This window comes from Lysinibacillus sp. RC46 (genome assembly GCF_041262385.1).
In the GTDB taxonomy this organism is placed as follows: Bacteria; Bacillota; Bacilli; order Bacillales_A; family Planococcaceae; genus Lysinibacillus.
In genome coordinates this window covers 39,679-63,718 of the sequence record NZ_JBGCCF010000018.1, presented here as the reverse complement: position 1 = coordinate 63,718, position 24,040 = coordinate 39,679, and the positions used below count along the sequence as shown (strand labels likewise).

Annotated in this window: 27 protein-coding genes and 1 pseudogene; 16 read left to right on the top strand and 12 right to left on the bottom strand. The window is 34.2% G+C overall.

Going from position 1 to position 24,040, the window contains the following annotated elements; translation table 11 throughout:
• The first annotated feature begins 289 nt into the window (after window positions 1-289).
• Window positions 290-847, top strand: coding sequence for a helicase (locus ABH966_RS16560; RefSeq protein WP_370080227.1), 558 nt, complete (start codon window positions 290-292; stop codon window positions 845-847).
• A 207-nt stretch (window positions 848-1,054) separates the two neighbouring features.
• Here the strand turns inward: ABH966_RS16560 and ABH966_RS16555 are convergent, their stop codons facing one another.
• A complete protein-coding gene (locus ABH966_RS16555; RefSeq protein ID WP_370080225.1) occupies window positions 1,055-1,690 on the bottom strand; it encodes a GDSL-type esterase/lipase family protein in 636 nt (211 codons plus the stop codon).
• A 336-nt stretch (window positions 1,691-2,026) separates the two neighbouring features.
• Here ABH966_RS16555 and ABH966_RS16550 point away from each other — a divergent pair, with 336 nt between their 5' ends.
• Window positions 2,027-2,281 carry a hypothetical protein gene (locus ABH966_RS16550; protein ID WP_370080223.1) on the top strand — a complete coding sequence of 85 codons (255 nt, stop codon included), beginning with the start codon at window positions 2,027-2,029 and terminating at the stop codon, window positions 2,279-2,281.
• A gap of 484 nt (window positions 2,282-2,765) precedes the next feature.
• On the opposite strand, the pseudogene ABH966_RS16545 reads toward ABH966_RS16550, so the two are convergent.
• Window positions 2,766-3,050 (bottom strand): annotated as a pseudogene (locus tag ABH966_RS16545) (MerR family transcriptional regulator); the annotation flags it as partial.
• A gap of 391 nt (window positions 3,051-3,441) precedes the next feature.
• Between ABH966_RS16545 and ABH966_RS16540 the strand changes: the two are divergent.
• A complete protein-coding gene (locus ABH966_RS16540; RefSeq protein ID WP_370080221.1) occupies window positions 3,442-4,836 on the top strand; it encodes a hypothetical protein in 1,395 nt (464 codons plus the stop codon).
• A gap of 423 nt (window positions 4,837-5,259) precedes the next feature.
• Here the strand turns inward: ABH966_RS16540 and ABH966_RS16535 are convergent, their stop codons facing one another.
• Window positions 5,260-5,520, bottom strand: a complete 261-nt coding sequence (locus tag ABH966_RS16535; RefSeq protein WP_370080219.1) for a DUF7669 domain-containing protein — start codon at window positions 5,518-5,520, stop codon at window positions 5,260-5,262.
• 403 nt (window positions 5,521-5,923) lie between these two features.
• Between ABH966_RS16535 and ABH966_RS16530 the strand changes: the two genes are divergently transcribed.
• Both ABH966_RS16530 and ABH966_RS16525 read left to right on the top strand, forming a co-directional pair.
• Complete coding sequence (locus ABH966_RS16530; protein ID WP_370080217.1) at window positions 5,924-6,154, top strand: DUF3953 domain-containing protein; 231 nt, start codon at window positions 5,924-5,926, stop codon at window positions 6,152-6,154.
• Between the two features lie 18 nt (window positions 6,155-6,172).
• Window positions 6,173-6,298 carry a hypothetical protein gene (locus ABH966_RS16525; RefSeq protein ID WP_370080215.1) on the top strand — a complete coding sequence of 42 codons (126 nt, stop codon included), beginning with the start codon at window positions 6,173-6,175 and terminating at the stop codon, window positions 6,296-6,298.
• A gap of 199 nt (window positions 6,299-6,497) precedes the next feature.
• Here the strand turns inward: ABH966_RS16525 and ABH966_RS16520 are convergent, their stop codons facing one another.
• Window positions 6,498-6,830: a hypothetical protein gene (locus ABH966_RS16520; protein WP_370080213.1), complete on the bottom strand. Its 333-nt coding sequence runs from the start codon at window positions 6,828-6,830 to the stop codon at window positions 6,498-6,500.
• Between the two features lie 357 nt (window positions 6,831-7,187).
• Here ABH966_RS16520 and ABH966_RS16515 point away from each other — a divergent pair, with 357 nt between their 5' ends.
• The 5 genes from ABH966_RS16515 (at window position 7,188) to ABH966_RS16495 (ending at window position 12,525) form a co-directional block, all read left to right on the top strand.
• Window positions 7,188-7,613 (top strand): acyl-CoA thioesterase, encoded by a 426-nt coding sequence (locus ABH966_RS16515; protein ID WP_370080211.1) that lies wholly within the window; start codon window positions 7,188-7,190, stop codon window positions 7,611-7,613.
• A gap of 11 nt (window positions 7,614-7,624) precedes the next feature.
• Window positions 7,625-7,999, top strand: coding sequence for a DUF423 domain-containing protein (locus ABH966_RS16510; RefSeq protein ID WP_370080209.1), 375 nt, complete (start codon window positions 7,625-7,627; stop codon window positions 7,997-7,999).
• Between the two features lie 411 nt (window positions 8,000-8,410).
• The gene (locus ABH966_RS16505) at window positions 8,411-9,724 is read left to right on the top strand and encodes an SPFH domain-containing protein (protein WP_370080207.1); all 1,314 of its coding nucleotides are present in this window, start codon (window positions 8,411-8,413) and stop codon (window positions 9,722-9,724) included.
• 14 nt (window positions 9,725-9,738) lie between these two features.
• Window positions 9,739-10,842: a TFIIB-type zinc ribbon-containing protein gene (locus tag ABH966_RS16500; RefSeq protein ID WP_370080316.1), complete on the top strand. Its 1,104-nt coding sequence runs from the start codon at window positions 9,739-9,741 to the stop codon at window positions 10,840-10,842.
• Window positions 10,843-11,319: 477 nt separating this feature from the next.
• Window positions 11,320-12,525 (top strand): EAL domain-containing protein, encoded by a 1,206-nt coding sequence (locus ABH966_RS16495; RefSeq protein ID WP_370080205.1) that lies wholly within the window; start codon window positions 11,320-11,322, stop codon window positions 12,523-12,525.
• Window positions 12,526-12,829: 304 nt separating this feature from the next.
• Here the strand turns inward: ABH966_RS16495 and ABH966_RS16490 are convergent, their stop codons facing one another.
• The 4 genes from ABH966_RS16490 to ABH966_RS16475 all read right to left on the bottom strand — a co-directional run bounded on the left by ABH966_RS16490 (window position 12,830) and on the right by ABH966_RS16475 (window position 15,055).
• Window positions 12,830-12,979, bottom strand: coding sequence for a hypothetical protein (locus ABH966_RS16490; RefSeq protein ID WP_370080203.1), 150 nt, complete (start codon window positions 12,977-12,979; stop codon window positions 12,830-12,832).
• A gap of 134 nt (window positions 12,980-13,113) precedes the next feature.
• Window positions 13,114-13,446 (bottom strand): hypothetical protein, encoded by a 333-nt coding sequence (locus tag ABH966_RS16485; RefSeq protein WP_370080201.1) that lies wholly within the window; start codon window positions 13,444-13,446, stop codon window positions 13,114-13,116.
• A gap of 125 nt (window positions 13,447-13,571) precedes the next feature.
• Window positions 13,572-13,961, bottom strand: a complete 390-nt coding sequence (locus ABH966_RS16480) for a hypothetical protein (RefSeq protein ID WP_370080199.1) — start codon at window positions 13,959-13,961, stop codon at window positions 13,572-13,574.
• Window positions 13,962-13,966: 5 nt separating this feature from the next.
• On the bottom strand, window positions 13,967-15,055 hold the full coding sequence (locus tag ABH966_RS16475) for a hypothetical protein (RefSeq protein WP_370080197.1): 1,089 nt from the start codon (window positions 15,053-15,055) through the stop codon (window positions 13,967-13,969).
• Window positions 15,056-15,567: 512 nt separating this feature from the next.
• Here ABH966_RS16475 and ABH966_RS16470 point away from each other — a divergent pair.
• Both ABH966_RS16470 and ABH966_RS16465 read left to right on the top strand, forming a co-directional pair.
• On the top strand, window positions 15,568-15,771 hold the full coding sequence (locus tag ABH966_RS16470) for a hypothetical protein (protein ID WP_370080195.1): 204 nt from the start codon (window positions 15,568-15,570) through the stop codon (window positions 15,769-15,771).
• Between the two features lie 3 nt (window positions 15,772-15,774).
• Window positions 15,775-16,491 (top strand): serine hydrolase domain-containing protein, encoded by a 717-nt coding sequence (locus tag ABH966_RS16465; protein ID WP_370080314.1) that lies wholly within the window; start codon window positions 15,775-15,777, stop codon window positions 16,489-16,491.
• A gap of 188 nt (window positions 16,492-16,679) precedes the next feature.
• Here the strand turns inward: ABH966_RS16465 and ABH966_RS16460 are convergent, their stop codons facing one another.
• On the bottom strand, window positions 16,680-16,979 hold the full coding sequence (locus ABH966_RS16460; protein ID WP_370080193.1) for a hypothetical protein: 300 nt from the start codon (window positions 16,977-16,979) through the stop codon (window positions 16,680-16,682).
• Window positions 16,979-17,278 (bottom strand): DUF2089 family protein, encoded by a 300-nt coding sequence (locus ABH966_RS16455; protein WP_370080191.1) that lies wholly within the window; start codon window positions 17,276-17,278, stop codon window positions 16,979-16,981. Before ABH966_RS16455 ends, ABH966_RS16460 begins: the two co-directional genes overlap by 1 nt.
• Window positions 17,279-17,882: 604 nt before the next feature.
• Here ABH966_RS16455 and ABH966_RS16450 point away from each other — a divergent pair.
• From ABH966_RS16450 to ABH966_RS16435, 4 genes are all read left to right on the top strand, one after another.
• Window positions 17,883-18,575 carry an SDR family oxidoreductase gene (locus ABH966_RS16450; protein ID WP_370080189.1) on the top strand — a complete coding sequence of 231 codons (693 nt, stop codon included), beginning with the start codon at window positions 17,883-17,885 and terminating at the stop codon, window positions 18,573-18,575.
• A gap of 177 nt (window positions 18,576-18,752) precedes the next feature.
• Complete coding sequence (locus ABH966_RS16445; protein WP_370080187.1) at window positions 18,753-19,364, top strand: flavin reductase family protein; 612 nt, start codon at window positions 18,753-18,755, stop codon at window positions 19,362-19,364.
• A 198-nt stretch (window positions 19,365-19,562) separates the two neighbouring features.
• A complete protein-coding gene (locus ABH966_RS16440) occupies window positions 19,563-21,065 on the top strand; it encodes a serine hydrolase domain-containing protein (RefSeq protein WP_370080185.1) in 1,503 nt (500 codons plus the stop codon).
• 201 nt (window positions 21,066-21,266) lie between these two features.
• The gene (locus ABH966_RS16435) at window positions 21,267-21,659 is read left to right on the top strand and encodes a RidA family protein (RefSeq protein ID WP_370080183.1); all 393 of its coding nucleotides are present in this window, start codon (window positions 21,267-21,269) and stop codon (window positions 21,657-21,659) included.
• 245 nt (window positions 21,660-21,904) lie between these two features.
• Here the strand turns inward: ABH966_RS16435 and ABH966_RS16430 are convergent, their stop codons facing one another.
• Window positions 21,905-22,957, bottom strand: coding sequence for a DUF418 domain-containing protein (locus tag ABH966_RS16430; protein ID WP_370080181.1), 1,053 nt, complete (start codon window positions 22,955-22,957; stop codon window positions 21,905-21,907).
• A gap of 93 nt (window positions 22,958-23,050) precedes the next feature.
• The gene (locus tag ABH966_RS16425) at window positions 23,051-23,995 is read right to left on the bottom strand and encodes a helix-turn-helix transcriptional regulator (protein WP_370080179.1); all 945 of its coding nucleotides are present in this window, start codon (window positions 23,993-23,995) and stop codon (window positions 23,051-23,053) included.
• Window positions 23,996-24,040: the final 45 nt, after the last annotated feature.

Genomic DNA, 24,040 nt, shown 5'->3' with positions numbered 1-24,040 from the left:
AAAGGTTGTAGAAGTCAGAAACGCATTCCTTACGTGATTGGTGTTAGGGATGTAGAAGCTCTTCATACCGCTAGAGGGAAATAGCATGCGAGCAATTGCCAAGTAGATGAAACTATCTAGTACGACAATTTATAGAGAAAGAAATAGTATTTTGAAAAGTAGCCGGATTAAATCAACAGCACAGGTTAGTTAACAAGGGAAATTATTGGTGATTGTAGAATAACTAAATATAATCTTCTATAGTATTGTATTTTCAAACTGTTACCAAATTTGATAGGAGTGACTACAATTGTATTTTGAAAATAATGAAATATACCCACATTGCCCATTTATTACCAGAACAGTGGAAGTTGGCGGCCTTACTAAATCACAGCTTATTAAGAAATTGCAACAGTACTCTATCTTGATGAATGAGTATGGAGAGAAGTTATTTACTGATGATAAATTTACGACTTCTGATAAGAAGTACAGCCTGCAGACTGTTGAACTAACTGTTGGAGACCTTGGCTTTCCTGATGGAGCTAATACGGATCGAATCTTTAAAAGAGCTGAGGAACTTGGTTTGAAATTATGTCCGCTTGAGCTGGGACCTCACCTAAGGATGGAGTATCTGGATCAAGCTGAAGGTTATTCAGGGAATTCTTTACAGCAACAACAAGCTCCATCTGGTTCCATAACAATAGCATCCGAAAAACTAACTGAAGACGATCATTTTCCGAAAGGTTTCTATCTTAGACGAATTAATGGAGTTTTATGGCTTCGTGGATACTGTGCAGATCATCTACACGTTTGGAATCCTAACGATCATTTTATCTTTTGTCAAAAAGACACTACAAGGAAAGACTAAAGAATTTGAAAATGTGAATAAGGTGAATGCGTTGTGATTTTCCTGAAAAAGGAATTAAAAATTCCGTCATTTCCATTTCTGATATGGTTCAAAGATTCATTTTTATTACATTGTAAGAGGCTGACAATGATAGTCAGCCTCTTGCTTGAAAAATAATAAGTAATAGCTTAAAACAAACAGGATTAGATTAACTGACAGCCATTAGCCTTATAAAGGGGAATATCCGAGCCTACTTAGAGCTAATGCCATTTGATAGTATCCTCTACTATTAGGATGAATTCCTCCTGATGATAATAAAGCTTTTTCATTCCCCTTAAATACACTATAGATATCAGCTACTTTAACATTCAATTCCCGACTAAAACTGTTAATTAATGAATTAAAAGCTCTAATGCCCTCATCTGCTATAGGAATATCGCTAAATGGATTGTATAAATTCTGTAACCGTAAAATATATTTATCTTGTTTGTCTAGATGGTGAATTTTTTCTAATATTTTTGAGATGTTTTTCCCTGATTGCTTAATAGCTCGATATATACTTTCTTCATTTTTACTTATTCGAAATTCTTTAGCAGCGTTTATTAAATCATTCCCTCCAGCTGTTATCGTGATGATATTTGCACACTTTACAGCTTCCGTCACAATCGGGGCATTAAGCATAGCTAAAACATCCTCTGTCGTTGCTCCTGACCTTGCATGTTTTTGATAAGAAATACGCTTTTTTAAAATTTGCTGGCTTAGACATCTATAATATTCAACAAATCCAGGGTCCAAAAACGGAACGCCGATACCTACAGTAAGTGAATCGCCTATCGCAAGATAACGTAAATGATTGAAATCCATATTTCACCTCAACTGATTAGTTATGTTCTTATAATATTCAGTAAAAGATGAATGTGGAAACGATGCCTAGACAAAGTTAGCATTAAGCGAGGACAAACATTAAAAAGCAATTGAATTGATAAAGGTTGAGGAAAAGCAACGAAAAGAGTATGAAAATCAACTCAAAATAATCATGTGAGGTTGCAGAAGGGCACTCTAATCACTTCAAGGTCACTTTTAAAACAGTTCAAACTAATCGACTTGATAGTAACGCTAAAAGAAGAACAACCAATTTTTTATGAAAAAATATCAAAGAATCGTTATCAAGACGTATATCAATTAAGAAGGCTACTAAAAATGGTAATTACAACTGCAATGGCACAGGCTTTACCAAAACACATGGATGTTGACCGTTTAATGCGACTAGCTATGACTACAATTCGTACTACACTAGTGCTCAAATATGTAGATGTTTCTAGTTTACTAGGTACAGAGGATGACGAAACGATTAAAACCGAGGTAACAGAGGATATGAACGATGTTATGGACGTTACGGATTACTCAGTAATTGAAGATGATCCTACTCAAGAGAAATTAATCATTGAACAGTAATATACCTCACAAAGTCCTTCTGCTGCTGATAAGGTAAAACTTGTCGTTTCTTGCGCTTACCCGGGAAATTATTTTTTATTTCATACCATACAAAGTCCTTCTCCTGTAGGAATATCCAAACAGGAGAAGGATAAATCAGACGCTTGGTACTAGATTAGATCACTAGGTATCCAAACTATTGTTATCAAAGTAAGTGGTAGTTTTGCAGTAGAAAGCTTTCTATAGCAGACCTCATTAGTACATTATTTATCTAGCTTTTCAGCTATACTGTTTAGAATTCGAGTTTGTTCATTATGTATGCTAATAATTTTGAATACGAACCAAACGACAAATACTAAGGGGACAACATAGAAAATTATTAGAAAAAGAATAGGTATAAAGGCAAATAATACTTCCATAATTGTATAGAAACCTCCTTGTTGGATTATTATACCTTAATATTTTGCGGTTTAAATGTCAACTCGCCGATAGAAAATTTCTAATATTGTAGATTTTGTAAATAAGTCCGAAGTTGGAAATTTGAATATTGCGACACAAGGAGAGGCGAATCATGAAAGTATTTCAGCAAATCTAGGCTATACCCTAGGAATTTTAGGCTAATAATTTTTTGTAGGGTAATAATATCTTGAAAATAGTACGTGCGATGCCCTGAAGAAGGATTTTTTTCGGGTTGTAATAAACCAATTTCATCATAGTAATGCAAAGTAGGAATTGGAATTCCTGTCTTTTCTGAAAATTCACCAATAGAAAACTTTTTATCCTTATTCATCAAAATTCCTCCTATCTAAAGTATAGGTTTATCATATAACCTAAAGTAACTTGAGGTTCAAGAGGAAATTTTAAAAGTTCTTGAATAAATGTTGTAAAAGTTACAAATGTGATAGATGTTACAAACGGTGCATATGTTACATTCGTTTACTTCGTGCATTAACTAAACAAATGAGAGATAATTGGGGTAGGGGAGGTAACAATATTTTACTAATCTGGTATTTAGCATTCCCTTAATATTAGGGAAAGACAGACTGACGACCAACCTGCGCTTGGCAGACTAGTTCGGAGCGCGACAAACTTGGCCGACACATATTTAGAGATTGTGTGACTTAATTAGTATAGAAATCTAAATATTGGTAATGTGATGAATGATTCGAGAGGTGAAAAAAATGGCAGTATTAAACACAGTAAACGAAGCATTAAAATTCTTTAACGAACAATTCCCAGAAGGTTCTTCTTATAGAGGAGCTGGAGAAGCACAAATTGCACAGGGGCGAGTTTTCGAAGGGCGAGCAGTTCCGGGAGTTGGTTTACAACGCATGGGATGGCAAATTCAATTCTTGACAACGCTTTACGACAAAATTGGTTCAAATCATTCAGATTCTTATCGAGTGATGAGTGCAATTGTTAATAACTTAAATATCTTCTATACAATACCTATTCATACTAAAATAGAGGCCACAATTGAAATTCCGAGTGGTAGTACAGCTTGGGATGCGGGGGTTGTTGAAATTGATCCAGGTTATCCAATTATGTTAGTAGCATTATCTATGCTTCGTAAATCAACTCATGCGTATAATAATTTAGGTGTAAATGGTTCAGGAGATTCACAAGCAGCATACTTGAATACAGCACTTACTCGACACTATCAAAAAATACTATATCACTGCCAAAATTCGGGTCACGGTAAAACTCTTATGACTGATCCGGGATCATTTGGTACAACAAGTCCAACTGTTCGTTCATTCAAAACAGCTGATGGATCAACTTTTAAAGTGGCTAATGGTGTTGTTAATACTACGTATGCGATGTTAGGTTCTTTAGCTTACTACCATGACGTTGTTCTTGGCCATTCTCAAACTGAAATTGAAAAAGATCCTCTTTATACAAATATTTTTAACGCTGGAGTTAACTTGATTAACGCTTTTGGTAACGCTATTGATTCGAATTCTGTTTCGATTGCAATTGGTGGTGGTGCTAAAGGTACTACTTGGGCACAATTGCGAGCACCGTATGTTTCATCAGGATATGATTCATATGTAGGTGCATCTCTCGTTTGGTTAGGTCATGGTGTTGTTCCAACAAATAATATTTATGTACTTACAGAATCGAGTCTAGTTACTTCATCTAAAAAACTAAGCAACTATTACAAGAATTATGTACTTGCTAACAGATCAAAAGCTCTGATGGCTATGGTCCCATTAACTAATGGCTCACCAGCTACTTTATCTGGATCTACTTTCACGGCTGCCAAAACATTCTTTGGGACTCAAACTCCAACTAGTGATGATGTTTTAAACCTTACTGGATTAATTAATGATCATCCGTATTCAACAGGATATTTATATACATTCGCTAATAACGGAGATTCAGAATTCATTCACAAAGTCGATAAAGCGGTACGAGAAACTGGTGAAGGTTTATGGAGAAGTACAGTTGAGATGGGAACAACTTCTTCAATCGTTGCTTATGGCCGACGAGGTGAAGCAGCTGGACATCGTACATTATCTGGTTTAGCCGGACTTCTTCAACGTGGTATCCCAACAGTGACAAACGGGCAGTAATATCTAATTAAGTATAATACCTAGTCTGAAATAGAAACATTAAGTCACGTTCATTTGAGCGTGACTGTTTTTTTGCTCTGAAAAGTGAGTGTCGGGCAGTTTCCCTCTTGGCTGCTAGGGCAATAGAACAACAGTTATTTTATAAACAACTTATTGATAAGATGGAAGGGATACAATTCTTGGAACATAAACAATGGCTAAATGAATATATTGACCACTTAGAGAAACGAATAAAAAAGGTGAAAATTAGAGAGCTAACAGAAGATTTATATTGAAATCCTAACTGGCGAGATCGAGCAAGAGGTACTTTACTGGTTGCTAGAAGGTATGCTTTTCCGTTGGATTGGGGCTAAACATGAGCCATACAAGCTTACAACGAGTAAGAGAACGATTAAAATGAAGTGACCTTCGGGTTGCTTCACATTATCTTATTATTAAAGAATAAAAGCCTTTTCTTAATTTTAATAAATCATCATAATTACTTGCATGATAACGTTTTGTAGCATTAGCACAACATCTATATCTAACATGATTTTCTATAGTACCTTTTTTAAATTTAGTCCCTAGACTATTCATGAAAATAACAACTTCCTTAATAGAAAATTCATTCTTACCTTTCGAATCAATTAATTTTTGAATAGCAATTAGTAATTCGTCTCGACATGTTTTCTTTTCAGTTAACAATTTCATCACCTCTTAAATGTATTTGAGAATAATCTAACAGATTTTAGATAAATGCGTAAGTAATTGGAGAGGTATGATTTGTGCGATGTGATTAGATGAATAGGTGTTACAGATGTTCCAAACGTATCATTTTAAACAATTGGTAGTGTGAAATCGGAGGTAAGATAGCAAGGGTTTTCCTCCCTTGGTATTTATGAAATCCTAAATATTAGGGAGAGACAGACCGACGACCGATCTGCGCTTGGCAGACTAGTTCGGAGCGAGACAAACTCGGCCGGCCCATAGTTTTTAAGAGATTAGGTATCTTAATTAATATATAAGGCTAAAAATTTACAGTCATTTCCATGACCTCTTTGTTAATGTATGATAAATGAAAATGAAATTTAAAGAGGAGTGGAAAGGTATGCTGAAAATTTTACAAATTGTTTTTGCAATCATAGTAATATCTCTATCAGCTTATGGACTTATCACACGTGATTACCAACTGAACTTCCTAATGATATTCTTCTTAGGTTTATTTATGTTAAATTTAGGAATTAAAGAATTTCAAAGAGAGAGAAAAGCTTATAGTTGGTTACTAATTGGGGTATTTTTATTTTCAGTATATGTATCTATTCAAAGTTTGGTATTGTAAATAAAGGAGTGGTTATAGATGGCTACTACCATTACGGATCATGGAAATCAAAGGCTCCGAGGTTATGGGGCGTTGCATCGATGGATATACAATGTCGTTGTATACGATTTACATGGTCAATGGAAAGTTGCCAGAGTACCGTAGAGGCAAGGATTACATGGATGATACGTACCAAAAGCAATTAGCTGCTCGAATCGATGCTTATGTGTGACTTAGGGCTAACTTACGGCAAGCTTTTAACAAAGCTTATAAACAGGTAAAGCTGCCAAGTGTTGCAGTGCCGTTCATTAGTTATGAGGACTGGAGAAAAAAATCTAGTGGAGAGGGAAAAAAGCAAAAGGTGTTAATCTTCCTTTTGCTTAATTTCTAAAAATATTGAGAAACTAACTGCAATAATCATTACTATAGAAAAAATAATTGAAGAAGTGGATTTAAAAGAGACTGATGTAATCAATAAAGCAAGAGAGCAAATGATAATGGCTATACGTAATAAAATATTTGTACTTTTACTAGGTTTAAAAAAATCATCCAATACACCAAGTATAATAAAAAGTCCTATAAATATAAGATATTCATATAGAAGTATGGGTTCTAAATATTCTGGACTGAACCTAGTTAACTGAATCGCAGAAATGAATATAAGAATGTATTTTGTAAATTTAAAAATGCCTGACAAAGTATCACCTCATTTTTAATGATAGGTAACTAAATAATGTAAGTCTAGATGAATTTAGGAAAAATTCGGTCCAAGTCACTACATTATTTTTTTGAGTGACTTTTTTCTTTTTTATCCTTTGCACCTGCCCGGTGTTATATAATTTTATATTTTTTGTACCCAGTGAACCCCAATTTGTACCCCAATTAAGCGGGGTGCAACGGGCAAAAACAGAAACTAACATTTATTACCAAATTAATTTTTAAATAGAACTTCAAGATTTTGTGAAATTAAAATTTTGTTATTTTCTTAATCAATAAAGCAAAAACACCGCCAAATCAATATTTTTACGCTATAATGTAGGACGAGGTGAAGAAAATGTTTGTTAGTGAAAAACAAATCGAAATTCGATATGCTGAGACCGACCAAATGGGCGTGGTGTATCATGCGAACTTTATCATTTGGATGGAGATAGGCCGTTCTCAGTTAGTTAATGATGCAGGCTTTGAGTATGCTGAATTAGAGAAAGACGGTTATGTATCGCCAGTGATGGATTTATCCATTTCTTATAAGGCTGCTATGCATTATGGCCAAGTGGCAACGGTCCGTACATGGGTGGAAAAACACGATCGTTTACGTACAACATATGGCTATGAAATTTTACATGAAGATGGCACGATTGCAGCTACTGCTCAGTCCGTACATATTCTAGCTCAAAAAGATACGTTACGTCCGGTATCCTTAAGTAAAATTGATCCTGCTTGGGATGCGAAATATAAAGAAATCGCACGCGAAACGAAATAGGAGAATCATACATGGAACTTTTATTGGCAATCGGTGCAATTATGGCTTGTCTTGGTGTCGTGCTAGGCGCTTTTGGAGCACATGCATTAAAAGATAAATTTGCGTCACCATACTACGCTACCGTTTGGGAAACTGCGGTGCAATACCATATGTATCATTCAATAGGTTTACTTGTACTTGGTATTTTATCGAGTGAAGCCCTTTTAGGAGCTTCTAGTATGCTTTCTTGGGCAGGCTATTTAATGTTGGCAGGTATTGTGTTTTTCTCAGGTAGTTTATATGTATTAGCTGTTACAGGTGTGAAAAAGCTTGGAGCGATTACCCCAATCGGCGGTCTGTTATTTATCGTTGCCTGGGTGCTTGTGGCTATTACCGCATTATCTTAAGAAACGCTAAGATTCACTAAAAAAACGATATAGTATTTACAATACGATAGAGGTAGTTCCTTTGGAGCTATCTCTTTTTATAGAGAAGTTTAAAAAAAATGAAACAAATTATCCTTTTTATGCGTACTACATAATGATTAGATTAATTTTAACTTCTTTCGGCGAATGTCACTGATTCGGAAAGGAGTTCATATTGGATGATTGCCTAAAATAATCGCGTTCATGAGATAATGGCTAACTGGCCTGCATTGGTAAAAACGCTACACTCCTGTGGCAATACCGAAATGACCGATATCGTGTCAGCCCTCATGCAGGTCTAAGGACAAAGCCGAATCCGGACGTAATTAAGCCGAGGCATAATTGATATGATAAAATAAATCTTAAGTATATAAGTTGAAGGTGGGAATAAATATGGGTTTATTAAAAGCAGGAGTTGGCGCATTAGCAGGTGTTCTAGAAGATCAATGGCGTGAATATTTCTATTGTGAGTCACTGTCAGCGGATGTTCTAGTGGAAAAGGGTCATAAACGTACTTCAAAACGAGGTTCAAATAAAGGCAATGACAACATTATTAGTAATGGTTCTATTATTGCTATTAATGAAGGGCAATGTATGATGATTGTCGAGCAAGGGAAAGTAGTGGAGTTTTCTGCGGAGTCTGGTGAGTATGTTTATGATACATCCACAGAGCCTTCGATAATGTATGACAATGATTTGTCCGAAGGTATAAAGGAAACATTCAAGCAGATTGGTAAACGCTTCACATTTGGCGGAGAACCTGCAAAGGATCAGCGTGTGTACTATTTTAATAAAAAAGAAATCGTAGGCAATAAATATGGGACACCAGCACCGATTCCTTTCCGTGTTATCGACCGTAACATCGGCCTAGATATTGATATTGCTATTCGTTGCCATGGCGAATATTCATATAAAATTGTTGATCCATTACTATTCTATACAAATGTATGTGGAAACGTGGAGCGTGAATTTACAAGAGATGCAATCGATAGCCAATTAAAAACGGAATTAATGACTGCGTTACAGCCGGCTTTCGCACATATTTCAGCAAGCGGGGTACGCTATAGTGAAATTCCTGCACATACGGTTGCTCTAGCAGATGCCCTTAATAAAGTGTTATCGGAGAAATGGCTAGCAACTCGTGGTTTAGCAATTGTATCCTTTGGCATTAGTTCTTTAAAAGCATCAGAAGAAGATGAAGCAATGATTAAACAACTACAACGAAATGCAGTGATGCGTGACCCGGGTATGGCTGCAGCTCATTTAACAGGTGCTCAGGCGGAAGCAATGATTGCAGCAGCCAATAATGATGGCGGAGCAATGGCAGGATTTATGGGCATGAACATGGCGACACAAGCAGGAGGAGTTAATGCAGGACAGCTTTACCAAATGAATGAGCAAAATAAACAGGCAGCTCAGCAAGCTCAAACACCGAATTCAGATACATGGAAATGTGCATGTGGCAATGAAAACACTGGTAAATTCTGCTCAAATTGTGGGACACCAAAACCTGCTGAGGAAGGATGGACTTGTACTTGTGGTGCTGTCAACAAAGGCAAATTCTGTAGCGAATGTGGTGCTAAAAAACCATCAGGAGCATTACAATACGTTTGCGATAAATGTGGTTGGCAGTCAGAAGATCCTGCAAACCCACCAAAATTCTGCCCAGAGTGTGGCGATGTGTTTGACGAGAATGATATTAAGTAAGGAGATGACTAATGATGCCAACGCAAGATGCTGAAAATGCTAAACAAGTAAAGCTTGATTTTGACGCTGAGTGTCCATCATGTAGTGCATCCATTGAATTTAACCCAGCAACTGGAAAGCTGACATGTCCTTATTGTGGCTATGAAACTGAAATTGCAGCCCCAGAGAAGCAAGAGGAAAAAGTTGCCCAGGAAATGGATTTTGCAATGGCTGAAGAACGTGGGAATTTTAACTGGGGTGTTGAGAAAAAAACAGTCATTTGTAAATCCTGTGCGGCAGAAACGATTTATGATGCATTACAGGTAGCTGATAGTTGCCCATACTGTGGTTCTAATCAGGTTATGGAGGCTAGTGCTGAAAATACGCTAGCCCCGAACGGAGTATGCGCATTTGAAATAACAGATAAGCAAGCGGGAGAGAACTTCAAAAGTTGGATTAAGGGAAAATGGTTTACACCGAGAGCAGCAAAGGATAGTGCAAAGCCTGATTCATTTAAAGGGGTTTATCTTCCTTATTGGACCTTTGACACGAAAACAAGCTCAAGGTATTCTGCAAGATACGGTAGACATCGCACAGTTACAGATAAAGATGGAAATACTCGAACTGAAACAGACTGGTATTCTACAAGTGGTTTTTATCAGGAATTTATTGATGATCATTTAATAAGTGCGACAATCCGTTATGATCGTAATATGATGAGAAAAATAGAACCCTTTAATTTACTCAATAATAAAGCCTATAAGCCGGAATATGTATCAGGATTTTTATCAGAACGCTACAGTATTGGTTTACAGGACGGGTGGAGTCAGGCGAAGAGGGAAATTTCTAATCATCTGAATGCACAAATTACCTCAAAAATACGTTGGGAACATAATGCGGATGTAGTATCCAATTTACATTTCTCAACAACTCATGATGATATTACATACAAATATCTAATGTTGCCGATTTGGCTTTCTTCATTCCGTTACAAAGAGAAAATTTATCGATTTATGGTAAATGGACAAACAGGTCGAGTAGGTGGGGATGCCCCAATTTCACCACTTCGTGTAACAATTGCTGTTATTCTATCTTTAATTACAATTGCGATTATTTGGTATTTCTTTATGTCAGAATAGTCATGAGCAGTATTCCTGTAGGGTATAATCCATACTTTGGAATACTGCTTTTTTACTGTAGTGGGTGAACGGCTGAATTATTTTAGGATATAGGATGAAAAACTTTAGTTATCTTGGCTTTCACATTGAATTGTTGCATAAGTTATAATGATAAAGGAATTCTGAGGGAGTTTTTTTACACAGCAATACATGAAAAATTTAGTGAATGCATAAAGAGTGACGCTAAATAAAAATAAGCGTACTTAAGCAACCTATTTTGCGAGAAAATCGTTATTAGTGATGAATTGTCAGAAAAAAATAAATCAGTTAGGTGGAAGTTTGTTAAATTTCAGAACAGATTTATTCCATAAAATAACGCCATGTGAAGTTGCCAATTTTCTTTAAACAAATTATTATACAGACAGAGAGCTTTTTTCATGTAATGAGCTGTGAATGTAATGTTATTCTTGGATAACATCATGTATGGAGGTTTCGACAATGGATGCAATTGAAGTTTTAACAAATTTAGATCAAATACATGGGTATTTTCAACCTATTTTTAGCGCGGATGCGCATACGGTGATTGCCTACGAAATTTCCGGACAGTTACAAATCGAGGATCAACAAATTAATTTAAAAGATTTTGTGAATAATGAGGATATTCCAGAAGAGTATCGTATTGATATGGAACATAAAATTCTACATGCTGCATTAGCCAAAGTAGAAGAAATCGGGCAAGATATTGATATTTATATTCCTAGTAATCCGAACTTATTGATGCAGGATTTTGGTGAAAGTCATTTTAATATTATTCAACAATATATAAGTGAAGAGGATTTACATCGTATTGTATTAGTTGTTTCTGAGCATCGTTTTTTAGGTGATATTCAAAAGCTGCACCATGCAGTACGTTACTTTACGACTTTTGGTGTCAAAATTGCCGTTCAGGAAGTGGGAGCGGAGAGTCATTTAGAGCACATTGCTTTATTATCACCACAAATTTTAAAGGTCAATATTCAAGACTTAAATTATGATTCTTGGTCTGCACAGTCTGATATGATATCAGCAATAGGTAGTCTTGCTTATAAAATTGGCGCAAATCTTTTATTCGAAGGAATCGAAACTGTGTATCAATTGCAGTTTGCTTGGAAGAATGGAGGCCGATTTTATCAGGGGCGATACTTGGCAAACCCTGCAATAACATTCGTAGAGAAGGATATTTTAAAGGAACGTTTTAAGGAAGAGTGCCAGCAGTTTATTACCTCTGAAAAGAAAATTCTAGAGGCGCAATATTTCGAGTTGAAAAAGCTGAGAGAGGAGCTAGAAGCGATTGTCCATCGTGTCAAACCTTCTAGTGACAACACCACACTTTTAGAGCATTTAGCGCAGCTATTGGATAGTTATTCGTTCCGAGTATATATTTGTAATGAAGACGGCTTCCAACTTTCTCCAAACGTAATGCGTATAGATGGACAGTGGGAATTGCAGCCAAGAGCCATCAATAAAAACTGGAGTTGGCGCCCATACTTCCTACAAACAATCATTAAAATGCGCAACGATCAAAGCGGAGAAATCTCAGAGCTATATCGAGATATCGAGACAGGGGAAATTACAAGAACATTTTCTATTGCTATTAACGAGCATGAATATTTGTTTGTCGATCTTTCGTATGATTACCTATACGAACATAATATATTTAGATAGTACTACAAATGCTTATATATCAAGGTTTAATGGGTACAAGATTAACTTGTACCCCACTTTGTACCCGAAATTTGAGTAAAAAGAGAATCACAATGATGAAAGAATTTTAGAACTCTAATCGTTTTGATTTTGTTCAAGAATGGAAGATCAGATATGCAATAGAACATATTATGATAGCAGAACTAGAAAATGTTTTGATTCTTGTTAGTAATAATCGTGTTATTCATATACATACAGATAACGTTAAAAAAAATTAAAGAAAAGCCACTCATTTTAAAAATAATGAGTGGCTTTCTTCTGTTAATTATTGTAAATTAATCATGCCTGTTTCAGTGCCGAAAATACCTGTTTGCACTTGTAGTTGTAGATCTTTCATAATAGAACCATTACTAATAATGTTGTCATTGCCTTTATTTGACCCTCGTTTTGAAGTACGTTTATGACCCTTTTCCACTAGAACATCCGCTGACAGTGACTCACAATAGAAATATTCACGCCATTGATCGACTCGTTTTCTTCTGGAGGCTTTGTTTTTACAAATATATTTAAGGGGTACAAAAATAATTTGTACCCCTGTTTAGTCTCTTATTATTTTAAAGGAATTCCAAGTCCTAAAGCAGAAGCGATAGATACAATAGAGCTAATAACACCTAGTATACTAGTTAATTTCTCTAATGGTTTTTTAGCTTTCTCTTTATCTCCATTTTCTATATGAGTTTGAAGGAGTTCAAAATTAGCTTCTGCAATCTCTCGTTGTTCTTCAGCTAGGTGTTGAATTTCATCGTGAAGCTGTTGTAAAGCATTGATAATGTCATTAGGCAAGCTAGCTATCCCTTGATTGAGTGTACCATTGTTTTCAATAGTTATATTACCTTTGTTTTCTCCAAAAGTTAAACCACCATATTTACTAGAATCACCCATATAACCATCTCCTAAGATAATAGTAACTTTCCCAAGCTTGGATACTTTCTCTAATAATTGATCGGAATTTTCTTCGGCTAAAATATCGATAATTTCTCTTAAACTCTCAGGTTTATTTTGTTTACTTAACCCGACATTTTCCGTTTTGTTATTAATTTTTTTTTTGAAAAACTTTGTCTGAAATCATCACTTAATTCGATTATTGGAATAGCGTTTAAAGGATCGAAGTAATTTTCTGTACCACAATACTTGCAAGGAATGGAATCAATATTTTCAAGTTCAGATTTATTAGCAGTTAAAATACTTCTACTACATTCCTCGCATTGAAATTCTAATTTTATAACGAGCGCTTCTTTTTTTTCTAATTCAGATAATGTATCAATAACTACTCCAAGAGGTAAGTTAGTTATTTTTGCAATATAACTATGGTAAAATTTTTCAATCTTACTGATAGCAATTGCCTCAAGTGCATTATCTATTTTTTGAGAAATTTCCCATGGCTTTAAATTGCTCAATACTTTTACCTCGCAGAATAAATTTGGTAAATCAATTTTTCTCTAATATAATCCAATACAGGTTCAGACGCAAATACATTGAACTTAAATGTTTTTGTATTAACGCCGATTCGAATAGAATATTCTTGTTTGACTCCACCAATACTATGTTCAAATAGTATAGATCCTTTTTGTTTGGATAGGTAAGGTTCTAAATAATTGTATAATGGTAAACCTCGTAGTTCTCTAATACTACCTAATCCTATTGTTTCAAGTCCACTTAAAAGTAACAACGTAAAAGGTGTTGTTTCTAAAATGCCAGTAATATCTTCGCTATTTAAATTTTGCTCTAGAACTGATAATTCACCACTAGTATAGTATTCGTCAATTGCAGAAAGTATACTCACAATTGATTGACCCTGTGTTTCTTCAAATGTATTTACTGATCCTGCTGGTCTTCCTGTAGCATCAATAAGCCTTCCTTGAAGGTTATCAGCTAAAGACTCAAGAGTACCCCCGTATTTCTCTAACAAATCATACTGTTTGAATTCGTATTCATCCTCGACAATTTTAGTTAACAAAGCAATAATTTTTTTGGCAACAGCTGAACTTGCTCGTACTTCAATTATTCCCGTACTTTCATCTATATAAACTGTTGTAATTTCATGCTTAATGTATTCTCTTCGGTTAGTTAAATAGTAATCAACATTAACCCCAGTTCTATGAATAAATCTTAAATAATATGCTTGTGAATCTTGGATTTCAGCTGCAGCAATAATGGTAGGATCAGTAGGAACATTTTTGCTATTTGGTGTAACTACTGTTTCGAAAGGGTTAAATGGCATTTTATTAATTATACTTTGTTTAAATCCTGTTAAATCAGTTTTATTTGTTGCCTGGTACCAAGCTAAAGAAACTGCTCCAGAGAAAATATTATTGCTTATCATTTTAAGAACATCGCCTTCAATATGCTCAAAAGAGTCCCAAACTCTACTTGCTAATTCATTTACATTGCCGGTTGTTTCTAAAGTCATTTTATTACAAATCTCTTTGAGATGAGTTTTGCTTAATTTATGCAAGTCTTGGGGGAAAATTAAAGATTTAATTGTATTCATTTAACACCCTCCAGAATTATATTCTGTGTTCGATGAAATTATGTCATTTTATTAATAAATATAATAGTATATGTATTGAATACCCAAAAAATAACATAAAAGTGTTGATTGACATGGAAGTAAGAATGAAATGGAACTTTTATGCGTCGAAATGAATAAAAACATTATAGTTCTTTATTCTCATTTGTTGTCTGAGGTTTTTAAAAGAAATAACTACTACTGATTAGGGAGTAGTTGGTATTAGTTTTCAATTCATTTTGTACGGCTTCCAAAAAGTGGGTGCTTTTATTAAGTGCTCTCATCTTTTTTTAGGCTGTTTTCGAAATGATTGCGCTATTCAACTACGGGGTAGGTTAGTTTAACAGTGTTGTTTAAGTTGTGTTCAACAATCGGGCCATTTAATTGAATAACTCCTTTGATAAAATTAATGAATTTATGTTAAAATTTAGGTTAAATTATAAACTGATGTACATAAACTAATGACGCAATTTAGTGGAGGAGGGATTATATGTATGAGTGAAATATCTTTTAATGAGTTAGAGAAGAAAGTGAAGAAGATTAAAATTGAAGGTTTTGTCATTTATAAAGGAAATACACGGATCTTTGAATATTTAAAGAATAAAAAAGTCGTAAAAAATCCGACAAAGGTTTATTCCATTACAAAAAGTATTGTGTCTATATTAATTGGAATTATGGTCGATAAAGGGCTAATATAAAACATTCATGAACCTATTTATAACTACTTTCCGGAAATATTAGAGTTCAATGACCCAATGAAAGAGGAAATCACATTATTTCATTTGCTGACTATGACTTCGGGGTTACAAGTAGGAAAATTCCAAAGTTCAAAAAACTGGGTTAAATTCATACTAGAACAACCAGTTATATATAGACCAGGTTCAACCTTTGAATATAATAGTGGAAACTCTCATTTACTAAGCGCGATCATCCAAAAAGTTTCTGGAGGTTCTACCGCCTCATTTGCTGAAGAATTTCTATTCCATCCATTAGGGATAAAAAAATACATATGGGTAAAGGACCCGCAAGGAATTCACGAGGGTGGCTTTAGTATTTCATTAAATTTAGAAGACATGGTGAAGTTTGGATTTTTATTACTTAACGAAGGGCAATTTAAATCAAATCAAGTGATTTCATCTAACTGGATCCACGAGGCAAAAAAACCATATAAACAATTTGAAGCAGAAGAAGACAGAACAGCTGGATATGGTTATGGTTATCAGCTATGGACTTGTGAAATTACTAATAGTAACAACAAAATTGAATATTACTATGCCAATGGCTTATACGGACAATATATATTTATTGTTCCGAAGTTAAATATTATGGCTGTGGCAAAAAGCTATCTACAAGATGACCATTCCTCTGCACCGAAACTCTTTTTCGAAGAACTTTTACGTAGTTGGAAGGATGAATGAGACATTTAAACAAATGAAAAGGAGGAATCACTATCTTGATATTCCACAATCGGGCGCTTTAGTTAAATATTCGATTTACGAAATATCAAACATAAAAACAGAGTTGATTCTACACATTTTGTAGATTAACTCAGTTTTTATGTTTTAATAGCAACAATCTTCAAATATGCTCTAAATTTTTATGTTCCTCAATTTATATCATGTAACTTCATTTTTTCTAATTCTTTTTTTCTTTTATTTTTTAGAGATTCTCTTCCTCTAGCCCAGATTCCTAATAAAACTGCTGGACCAACAACTGCAACCTTAAATAGTGTATAAGTATTGAAATTATCCATTCCGTTATACCACCATCCAAAAATAATAACTAAATACACAACTGGTACAATTGCTCCCCAGTAAACGTTAGTTCTTCTAGATAAATAAAATTGAGTTCCTAATATTACTATGGCTATTAAAATGGCTATTAACCATTTATACATTGGATCCATTATCCTTCATTCCTTTCGTCTTTATATTTATCAATAATCAATTTTGCCGTCTCTAAACTCAACCGTTCATCAATTACCAAATTTTTAATCATATTTACAAACTCGACGTCTTCTGTTTTGCTATTCAGTTCAATTTTTTTAATTAATGTATCTAATTTAGTCCTTACTGTCGGATATGATACACCATAAATTTTAGATATATTCTTTAAAGAACCAGAATTAATTATAAATTTTCTTATAAATTCAACAGATTCTTTATCTAAAGACAAAATCCAAGCTGGTACTTCATCACGGTTCACATTTTCCCCTCCCTTTTTAATAATATTAAATAATGGTTAAATAAAATTCAAGTATACATTAACATTATTCATTTTTTTTAAGGTTATTTTAAGCTAATCGCTTTTTAAGACACGGAAACTTTTCGTTAGGTTAATGTTAGGTTTGTCGTTTATTTTTTTATTAGCAACAAAGGAAGGGATTTCGATAAAAACACCCGTTAGCCATCCATGAAGCACAAAAATCAGCACTTCACCACAGAAAATGAAAGATGATTAAGTTCTTTCATGGGAGTTGAAGAGTGATTGTAAATAGACAAACTATTAGCTGGTTTAGTTGAAGAATATAGCCAAACCATAAGCAACAGCTTTTCTCAAAGATTGTTGCTGTTAATATAAAAAGACGGATTCAATCTACAGAATATGTAGAATTGATCTATTTCTGTTTGTTTTGAGATTTCGCAAATCGAATATTTAAGTCAAGCCATGTTAGTTTAACAAAGTTTAAAATTATCCCTGACGTAATACCTTTTGAAACATTCTTGGTTGATATTTTTCAAAAAAACGTTCCTCTTATTGATAGGAGTTCCTATTCTGGTATAATTAACTGTGAGAGAGGATGATTAATATGAGCAAAAATATCGTTGTTATAACAGGGGCTGGCAGTGGTTTAGGTGCAGCACTTGCTAAAAAATATTCGTCTTTAGGCAATCACATTTGTTTACTCGGTCGAACGAAATCAAAGCTTGAGGTTACGGCTAAAGCTTTAACCAATGGCTATTCTATTTATGAGGTTGATGTTACTTCGAAACAAATGGTCGCTCAAGTAATTCATTCTATCCAAGAGGATTTTGGATCAATTCAGTTATTTATTAATAATGCTGGTGTTGGCTATTTTGATAAAGCTGAAAACTTGAATGAGGATTCAGTTCATCAAATGATTGATATTAACCTAAAAGGAACAATTTTTTGCGCACAAGAAGTGCTAAAAGGTATGAAAGAACGCAATGAAGGAACAATCGTCAATATCGTTTCTACAGCTGGTCTAGAAGGAAAAGTAACGGAATCTGTTTATTGTGCTAGTAAATTTGGTGTACGTGGATTTACAGAGAGTCTAGCACTAGAATTAAGTGAAACATCTATTCATGTATGTGCTGTATACATGGGTGGTATGAGCACAGAATTTTGGGACGGGATATTTACTGAGGAAAAAACTAAGACATTAATGAATCCTAATGACATCGCGGATATTATTATGGAGAATATTAAACCGAGAAAAGCGTTAGCAGTAACTGAGGTTGTTATTAAAAATAAACGATAACGAAATGGATATGACCAGGCACTTCAATTAATGTTGAGCCTGGTCATTTTCCATTTCATTTAATATTTAAATTGCTAAGGTAAAGTATATGTCTTAAAACGCAATCTATATTTCGATGAAAATTGAAATATCTATCTTGTACTATGAAAATTGAAAGTACAGATAGGAGGAGAGAAAATGACTCAAATTGCTAAAACAGAAATGATTAATCCAAAAATTCTATACTACGGGACACCTGTGATATTATTAACTACACTAAATGAAGATGACACAGTAAATATTAGCCCTCTTTCATCATCATGGGTGTTAGGGGATTGTATTATTTTAGGAATTGGGCTTGGGGGAAAGGCTATTGAAAATTTAGAACGACATCCTGAATGTGTCATTAATGTCCCAGATCATTCATTATGGGAGAATGTAGAAAAATTAGCCCCTTTTACAGGGAAAAACCCCGTTCCTGAATATAAGAGAGCGAATGGATTTACATTTGAAAAAGAAAAATATAAAATTAGTAATTTAACGCCAACCGATTCTAAATCAGTAAAGCCTACAAGAATTACAGAGTGTCCAATTCAACTTGAGGCAAGAGTAAAACATATTCGAATTCCTGATTATGCTCCCTTTTTTGCTATTGTTGAGGCACAAGTAATACATGTACATGCTCATAAGGAGATTATAGTTAAAGAAAATTATATTGATCCAAATAAATGGAGCCCACTTATTTATAATTTCCGCCATTATTTTGGACTTGGACATCTGCTGGGGAAAGCTTTTAGGGCAGAAATTTAATTTGCTATCTTTAACAAAGATCAGTTCTCTTTTTAGAATGGGAATCTGGTCTTTTTGTGTTTATTAAGATTCTTAGTTACAAAACTGTCATATTGAGATGTTTTTATTAATGTAAAACGATGGTTGTGGTATTAATTCCTTGTTATAGTTAAATTAAGGAATTTAATAACCTTGTACCAGCTTAAAGGAGAAATGAAAATGAAGCCATCATTAAAAATCTACACGCTTCTAATTGCTATGATTGTTGCCTTTTATAGTTTAACGCCAACAATCGTAAATGCAGACTCAAATGAAAAAATTCAAAAGATTGATCAATTTGTTAAAGAGCAAAAGGAGATTAGTAAAATTCCAGGAATATCGTTAGTAATTGTAGAAAAGGGGAAAACGGTTTATGAAAAAGGCTTTGGATACGCTGATGTTCAGTCAAAAACACCTGTTACCTCTAATACATTATTTGAACTAGGATCTACATCGAAAGCATTCACGGGACTAGCCATTTTAAAATTGGAGCGGGAAGGCTTACTAAAACGTTCGGATGATGTCCAAAAGTATATCCCATGGTTTGAGTTAAAATATAATGGCAAGCCTCAGTCAATTACTATTAATCAGTTACTGTATCATACAAGTGGAATAGCTACTAGCACTATTTCTAATATCCCGAAAAGTAACGAAACGAATGCTCTTAAGTTAACTGTGAAAAAATTGCTTGATCAGCCATTAAATAGACAACCAGGTAGCTCATTTGAATACGCAACAATCAATTATGATGTTTTGGGACTCGTTATTGAAAAGGTTTCAAAACAACCCTTTGATACGTATATCAAACAGCAAATATTAAAGCCAATCTCTATGAATGATACATTTGTTGGAATTCATCAAGTTAAATCTAATGAGATGGCCACGGGATATAAAATAGGACTGATGAGAGTGCAGGAATATACACCACCGATCTACCGTGGAAATGTACCTGCAGGTTATGTAATAAGTAACACAAGCGATATAGCAAAATGGTTAAAGCTACAGTTAGGAACTAGCCAAGTTGATTCGATTGATCATAAAATTATTCAAGAATCGCATATCCCAGATTTATCTGTAGAGACTTTCGATAAGGACACATACTATGCAAGTGGATGGGGAGTTATGGGAAAAGAAGAACAATATATATCCCATGCGGGTGAAAATCCGACATTCTCTTCTTATTTCATCATGCAGCCCGATGAACAATTAGGAGTAGCCGTATTATCCAATATGAACTCGAGCTATACAACTGCGATAGGGCAAGGTGTGATAGATTTATGGGAAGGGAAAACGGTAAATACTATTCATTCTGACATCTATCAGAATTTGGATAAAATTATTTCACTTATATGTGTTATTGTTGTAGGCTTGGGGATGTTTTTAAGTATTCTATTGCTTACAACCTTAAGGGAAATTGTTAAAAAACAACGAATTAGAGTATCTTTAAATATAAAAAGAACTTTTTTATTAATCTTTCATTCTTTAAGTGTTGCAATAATTTTTGCACTTATCATTATGTTCCCGAAACTATTACCAGAGGAATCCAATTGGGAGTTTATTAAAGTATGGGGTCCAACCTCAATCACTGTGTTATTTTATAGTGTTATAGTGTCAGGTGTGATTTATTGTTTATTGGGATTAGTGAAGATATTAACCATAAAGGAAAAAGAAATAAAAATGTAGAGATTTGATTATTTTATGAAAAACATGGTAATATGAAAATAACTTTAGGTGAAAGGGGAGAATCCAAATGAAAAAAAGATCATTACGTTTTTTAAGTATGGGTATTGGGTTCTCAACTGCTGTTTTTTTCTAAAATTAAGTTTATAGGGACGAGTCTGCCCTTTTTTAGAAAAATAAATAAAAACCTAGAGGAGATTAACCATGAACAATAAAATAACACGTAAAAATCCAATCCAAGTACCTAGCCCTGTTGGCAATTATAGCCATCTTACAATACTTCCAAAGGATGCAACAATATACGCATTATCTGGACAAATTGGAGTTGGGGTAAACGGGGAAATGCCATCATCACTAACAGAGCAGGTTAAGAATACTTTAAAAAATATCCAATTAATATTGGAGGCAGAGGGACTTAACGCAGACAATGTGGTGAAAGCCAATATTTGGGCAACTGAAGAAATAGATTGGGATGATTTCTATCAAGAGTGGGAAACGATGTTTGGAAATCCTTATCCTTCTATGACGATAGCTTATATTACTGCTTTAGGATTCCCTGATATTAAATTGGAAATAGATATTTGGGCTGCTAAATAAGCTGAGTAACCGACAAAATCTTAAATGATCTTGTCGGTTTTTTTATAAAGCAAATTTTAGGGTATATGATAAGAAAAAAATGGTCACTTTTCCTAAGCGGAAAGTGACCAAAAAATAAAGATTTAATGATGGGGGTGTGTTTCTTGCTCAAGGTATGAGCAAGCTGGAAGCGAATTGAGTACACTACTATTTTATGAAGGAAAAAAGCTTTTTGTTAGGTATTTGTCATTTTTAAGTTTTTTGGGTTAGGAGCGTTCCTTAGAATTAGTAGAAGCTTTAAGCAATGAAGGTATAGTCCAATAAGTACCCATGCGCCACAACCATTCTAATGGTCCAAATTTAAAGAATTGCAGCCAAATCTTGCTAAACAGTAATTGGAAAATGTAAATACCTATGCAAATCCAAAGAGATTGGATAAAACGAATATTGCCAATAAGGTCAAAGGCATTGCCAATTAGTAAGATTAGCGCTGTTTGCCCTAAATAATTTGTTAATGCCATTCGTCCATAGTCTTTTAATGGTGAAAGCAAGTCCTGGCATAAATGATGTTTGAGTAATAACATTAATAAACCTACATAAAATGCAGATACAAATGGGCTAAATTGAAGCCCGATTAATGAAAATTTTTCAATGTTTGTCACATGTTCTGTAAATTCATCTTTTGTCATATTGTTAACGTTCGCCATTGCCTCTGGGACATAATGCCATTGATACAGCAAGCCCACTATGCTAATAAAGAACATTATCACTGTAAAGATAAATATGTTTTTACGATTGTCATGGATCTTTTCGAAAATTTGATACTGCCCAGCAGCTAATCCTAGTAAAATAAGTGGAAACGGCATAGCAATTTTGATGCCATAATAAGCAGTTACCGCTAATAGTATAAGTCCTATAGTTACGTTTATTTCTTTACGAACTTTGTAAAATGGTAAAGCAATTAGCCCGAAAATTGCATAGACGGTTAATGCTTCTCCAGGTTGGAAATAAAAATGTACAAGCCCGATTAACAATAAAATAATCATTCTTCTAATAAATAAAAGATAGGCGTTATTATTTTTAGCCATTGCACGGGAAATAAAAATATAAAAGCCTACACCGAATAAAAATGAAAAAATCGAGAAAAACTTACCTTCCACAAATAATATTAAAAATCTATTGTATGCAATATCTATAGATGTGTCCGGTGTATTTATCCATAATAATGCCGGAATATTTACTAAAATAATTCCTAATAAAGCAAATCCTCTTAAATAATCTAGTGTATCAATTCGTTTGTTTAATTCAATTGGTTGCATGTTATCTCCTCCTCACTTACAAAGTATAAGAAAATTGTCCATAAAGTAGTAACGATGAATGTTACGCCAATCTTACAAAATCGTCATATAACATTATTCATTTTCTGGATACATAGATAAAATATCTTTTGCCTGCTGTCGTAAAATATTGATTAATTCATTCGGTTCTACAATTTGAGCATGCATACCAAGCCGATAGAAGAGGGGGCTAGTAAAATTTAGTTCACCTTTGTCTATAATGGAATCAATATAACCTGTGCCATCTTCTTTTATGACGACTAAGTCTTCAAGGCTAGGTTCACTTCTGCATTGTCGTACACCTTCCCTTGATAATAGTACATGTAAACGAATGGGTTGTTTAATCTCATAGGTGTTGCCAAACCACTCCTCCAAATTTATAAATTCCTCTTTGTTTTCTTCGCTTTCTACGATAGAAAGAATACGATCTACACGAAACAATAATATTTTTTGTTTAGTGAGATCGAAAGCTGGCATATACCATAATCCATCATGAGCATAAACACCAATAGGGTGAATATATTTTGTTGTTGTACCTGATTTGGATTCATATTGAATATGTAGATTTTTGTTTTCAATAGCTACCTCTAAAACAGCTTTCAATAAAGGTGTTTCAATCGCTCGTTTAGGATTCCAAAACGCGATATAGGATTGAAGTTTATCCACTTTCTGCTTTGCCTCCTCCTGAAGCGAGCTATATAGCTTATGAGAAGCGGACTTCATTTCCGTATTAAAAGGCAAATCGCGGTAATAATGCAGTGATTGGAACGCAAAGAAAATCGAAACCGCCTCATCTTCTGTAAATAAAATAGGGGGAAGAAGTCGGCTCGTTAGGACAGAATAGCCACCGTTTCGTCCTTGTTCAGCGTAAATAGGCAAGCCCATATCACTTAAATCTAAAATATATCGATGAACTGTGCGAATCGAAATATTGAATTCATCAGCAACTTCCTGAGCAGTAAATTTCTTTTTTGCACTAACAAACAGAAGGATATCTAATAAACGTTTTGCTTTTGACATTTTCTCACCTTTTCTTTTAATCATGACAGTAGTTGTCATGTTTTA

Excerpts from the sequence above, each read along its gene's own strand:
- ABH966_RS16495 (WP_370080205.1), top strand. The coding sequence starts at position 11,320 with ATGGATGCAATTGAAGTTTTAACAAATTTAGATCAAATACATGGGTAT.
- ABH966_RS16525 (WP_370080215.1), top strand. The coding sequence starts at position 6,173 with ATGGCTACTACCATTACGGATCATGGAAATCAAAGGCTCCGAGGTTAT.
- ABH966_RS16500 (WP_370080316.1), top strand. The coding sequence starts at position 9,739 with ATGCCAACGCAAGATGCTGAAAATGCTAAACAAGTAAAGCTTGATTTT.
- ABH966_RS16470 (WP_370080195.1), top strand. The coding sequence starts at position 15,568 with ATGAGTGAAATATCTTTTAATGAGTTAGAGAAGAAAGTGAAGAAGATT.
- ABH966_RS16430 (WP_370080181.1), bottom strand. The coding sequence starts at position 22,957 with ATGCAACCAATTGAATTAAACAAACGAATTGATACACTAGATTATTTA.
- ABH966_RS16435 (WP_370080183.1), top strand. The coding sequence starts at position 21,267 with ATGAACAATAAAATAACACGTAAAAATCCAATCCAAGTACCTAGCCCT.
- ABH966_RS16540 (WP_370080221.1), top strand. The coding sequence starts at position 3,442 with ATGGCAGTATTAAACACAGTAAACGAAGCATTAAAATTCTTTAACGAA.
- ABH966_RS16460 (WP_370080193.1), bottom strand. The coding sequence starts at position 16,979 with ATGGATCCAATGTATAAATGGTTAATAGCCATTTTAATAGCCATAGTA.
- ABH966_RS16510 (WP_370080209.1), top strand. The coding sequence starts at position 7,625 with ATGGAACTTTTATTGGCAATCGGTGCAATTATGGCTTGTCTTGGTGTC.
- ABH966_RS16425 (WP_370080179.1), bottom strand. The coding sequence starts at position 23,995 with ATGTCAAAAGCAAAACGTTTATTAGATATCCTTCTGTTTGTTAGTGCA.
- ABH966_RS16505 (WP_370080207.1), top strand. The coding sequence starts at position 8,411 with ATGGGTTTATTAAAAGCAGGAGTTGGCGCATTAGCAGGTGTTCTAGAA.
- ABH966_RS16475 (WP_370080197.1), bottom strand. The coding sequence starts at position 15,055 with ATGAATACAATTAAATCTTTAATTTTCCCCCAAGACTTGCATAAATTA.
- ABH966_RS16445 (WP_370080187.1), top strand. The coding sequence starts at position 18,753 with ATGACTCAAATTGCTAAAACAGAAATGATTAATCCAAAAATTCTATAC.
- ABH966_RS16530 (WP_370080217.1), top strand. The coding sequence starts at position 5,924 with ATGCTGAAAATTTTACAAATTGTTTTTGCAATCATAGTAATATCTCTA.
- ABH966_RS16450 (WP_370080189.1), top strand. The coding sequence starts at position 17,883 with ATGAGCAAAAATATCGTTGTTATAACAGGGGCTGGCAGTGGTTTAGGT.
- ABH966_RS16440 (WP_370080185.1), top strand. The coding sequence starts at position 19,563 with ATGAAGCCATCATTAAAAATCTACACGCTTCTAATTGCTATGATTGTT.
- ABH966_RS16515 (WP_370080211.1), top strand. The coding sequence starts at position 7,188 with ATGTTTGTTAGTGAAAAACAAATCGAAATTCGATATGCTGAGACCGAC.
- ABH966_RS16555 (WP_370080225.1), bottom strand. The coding sequence starts at position 1,690 with ATGGATTTCAATCATTTACGTTATCTTGCGATAGGCGATTCACTTACT.
- ABH966_RS16550 (WP_370080223.1), top strand. The coding sequence starts at position 2,027 with ATGGTAATTACAACTGCAATGGCACAGGCTTTACCAAAACACATGGAT.
- ABH966_RS16485 (WP_370080201.1), bottom strand. The coding sequence starts at position 13,446 with ATGGGTGATTCTAGTAAATATGGTGGTTTAACTTTTGGAGAAAACAAA.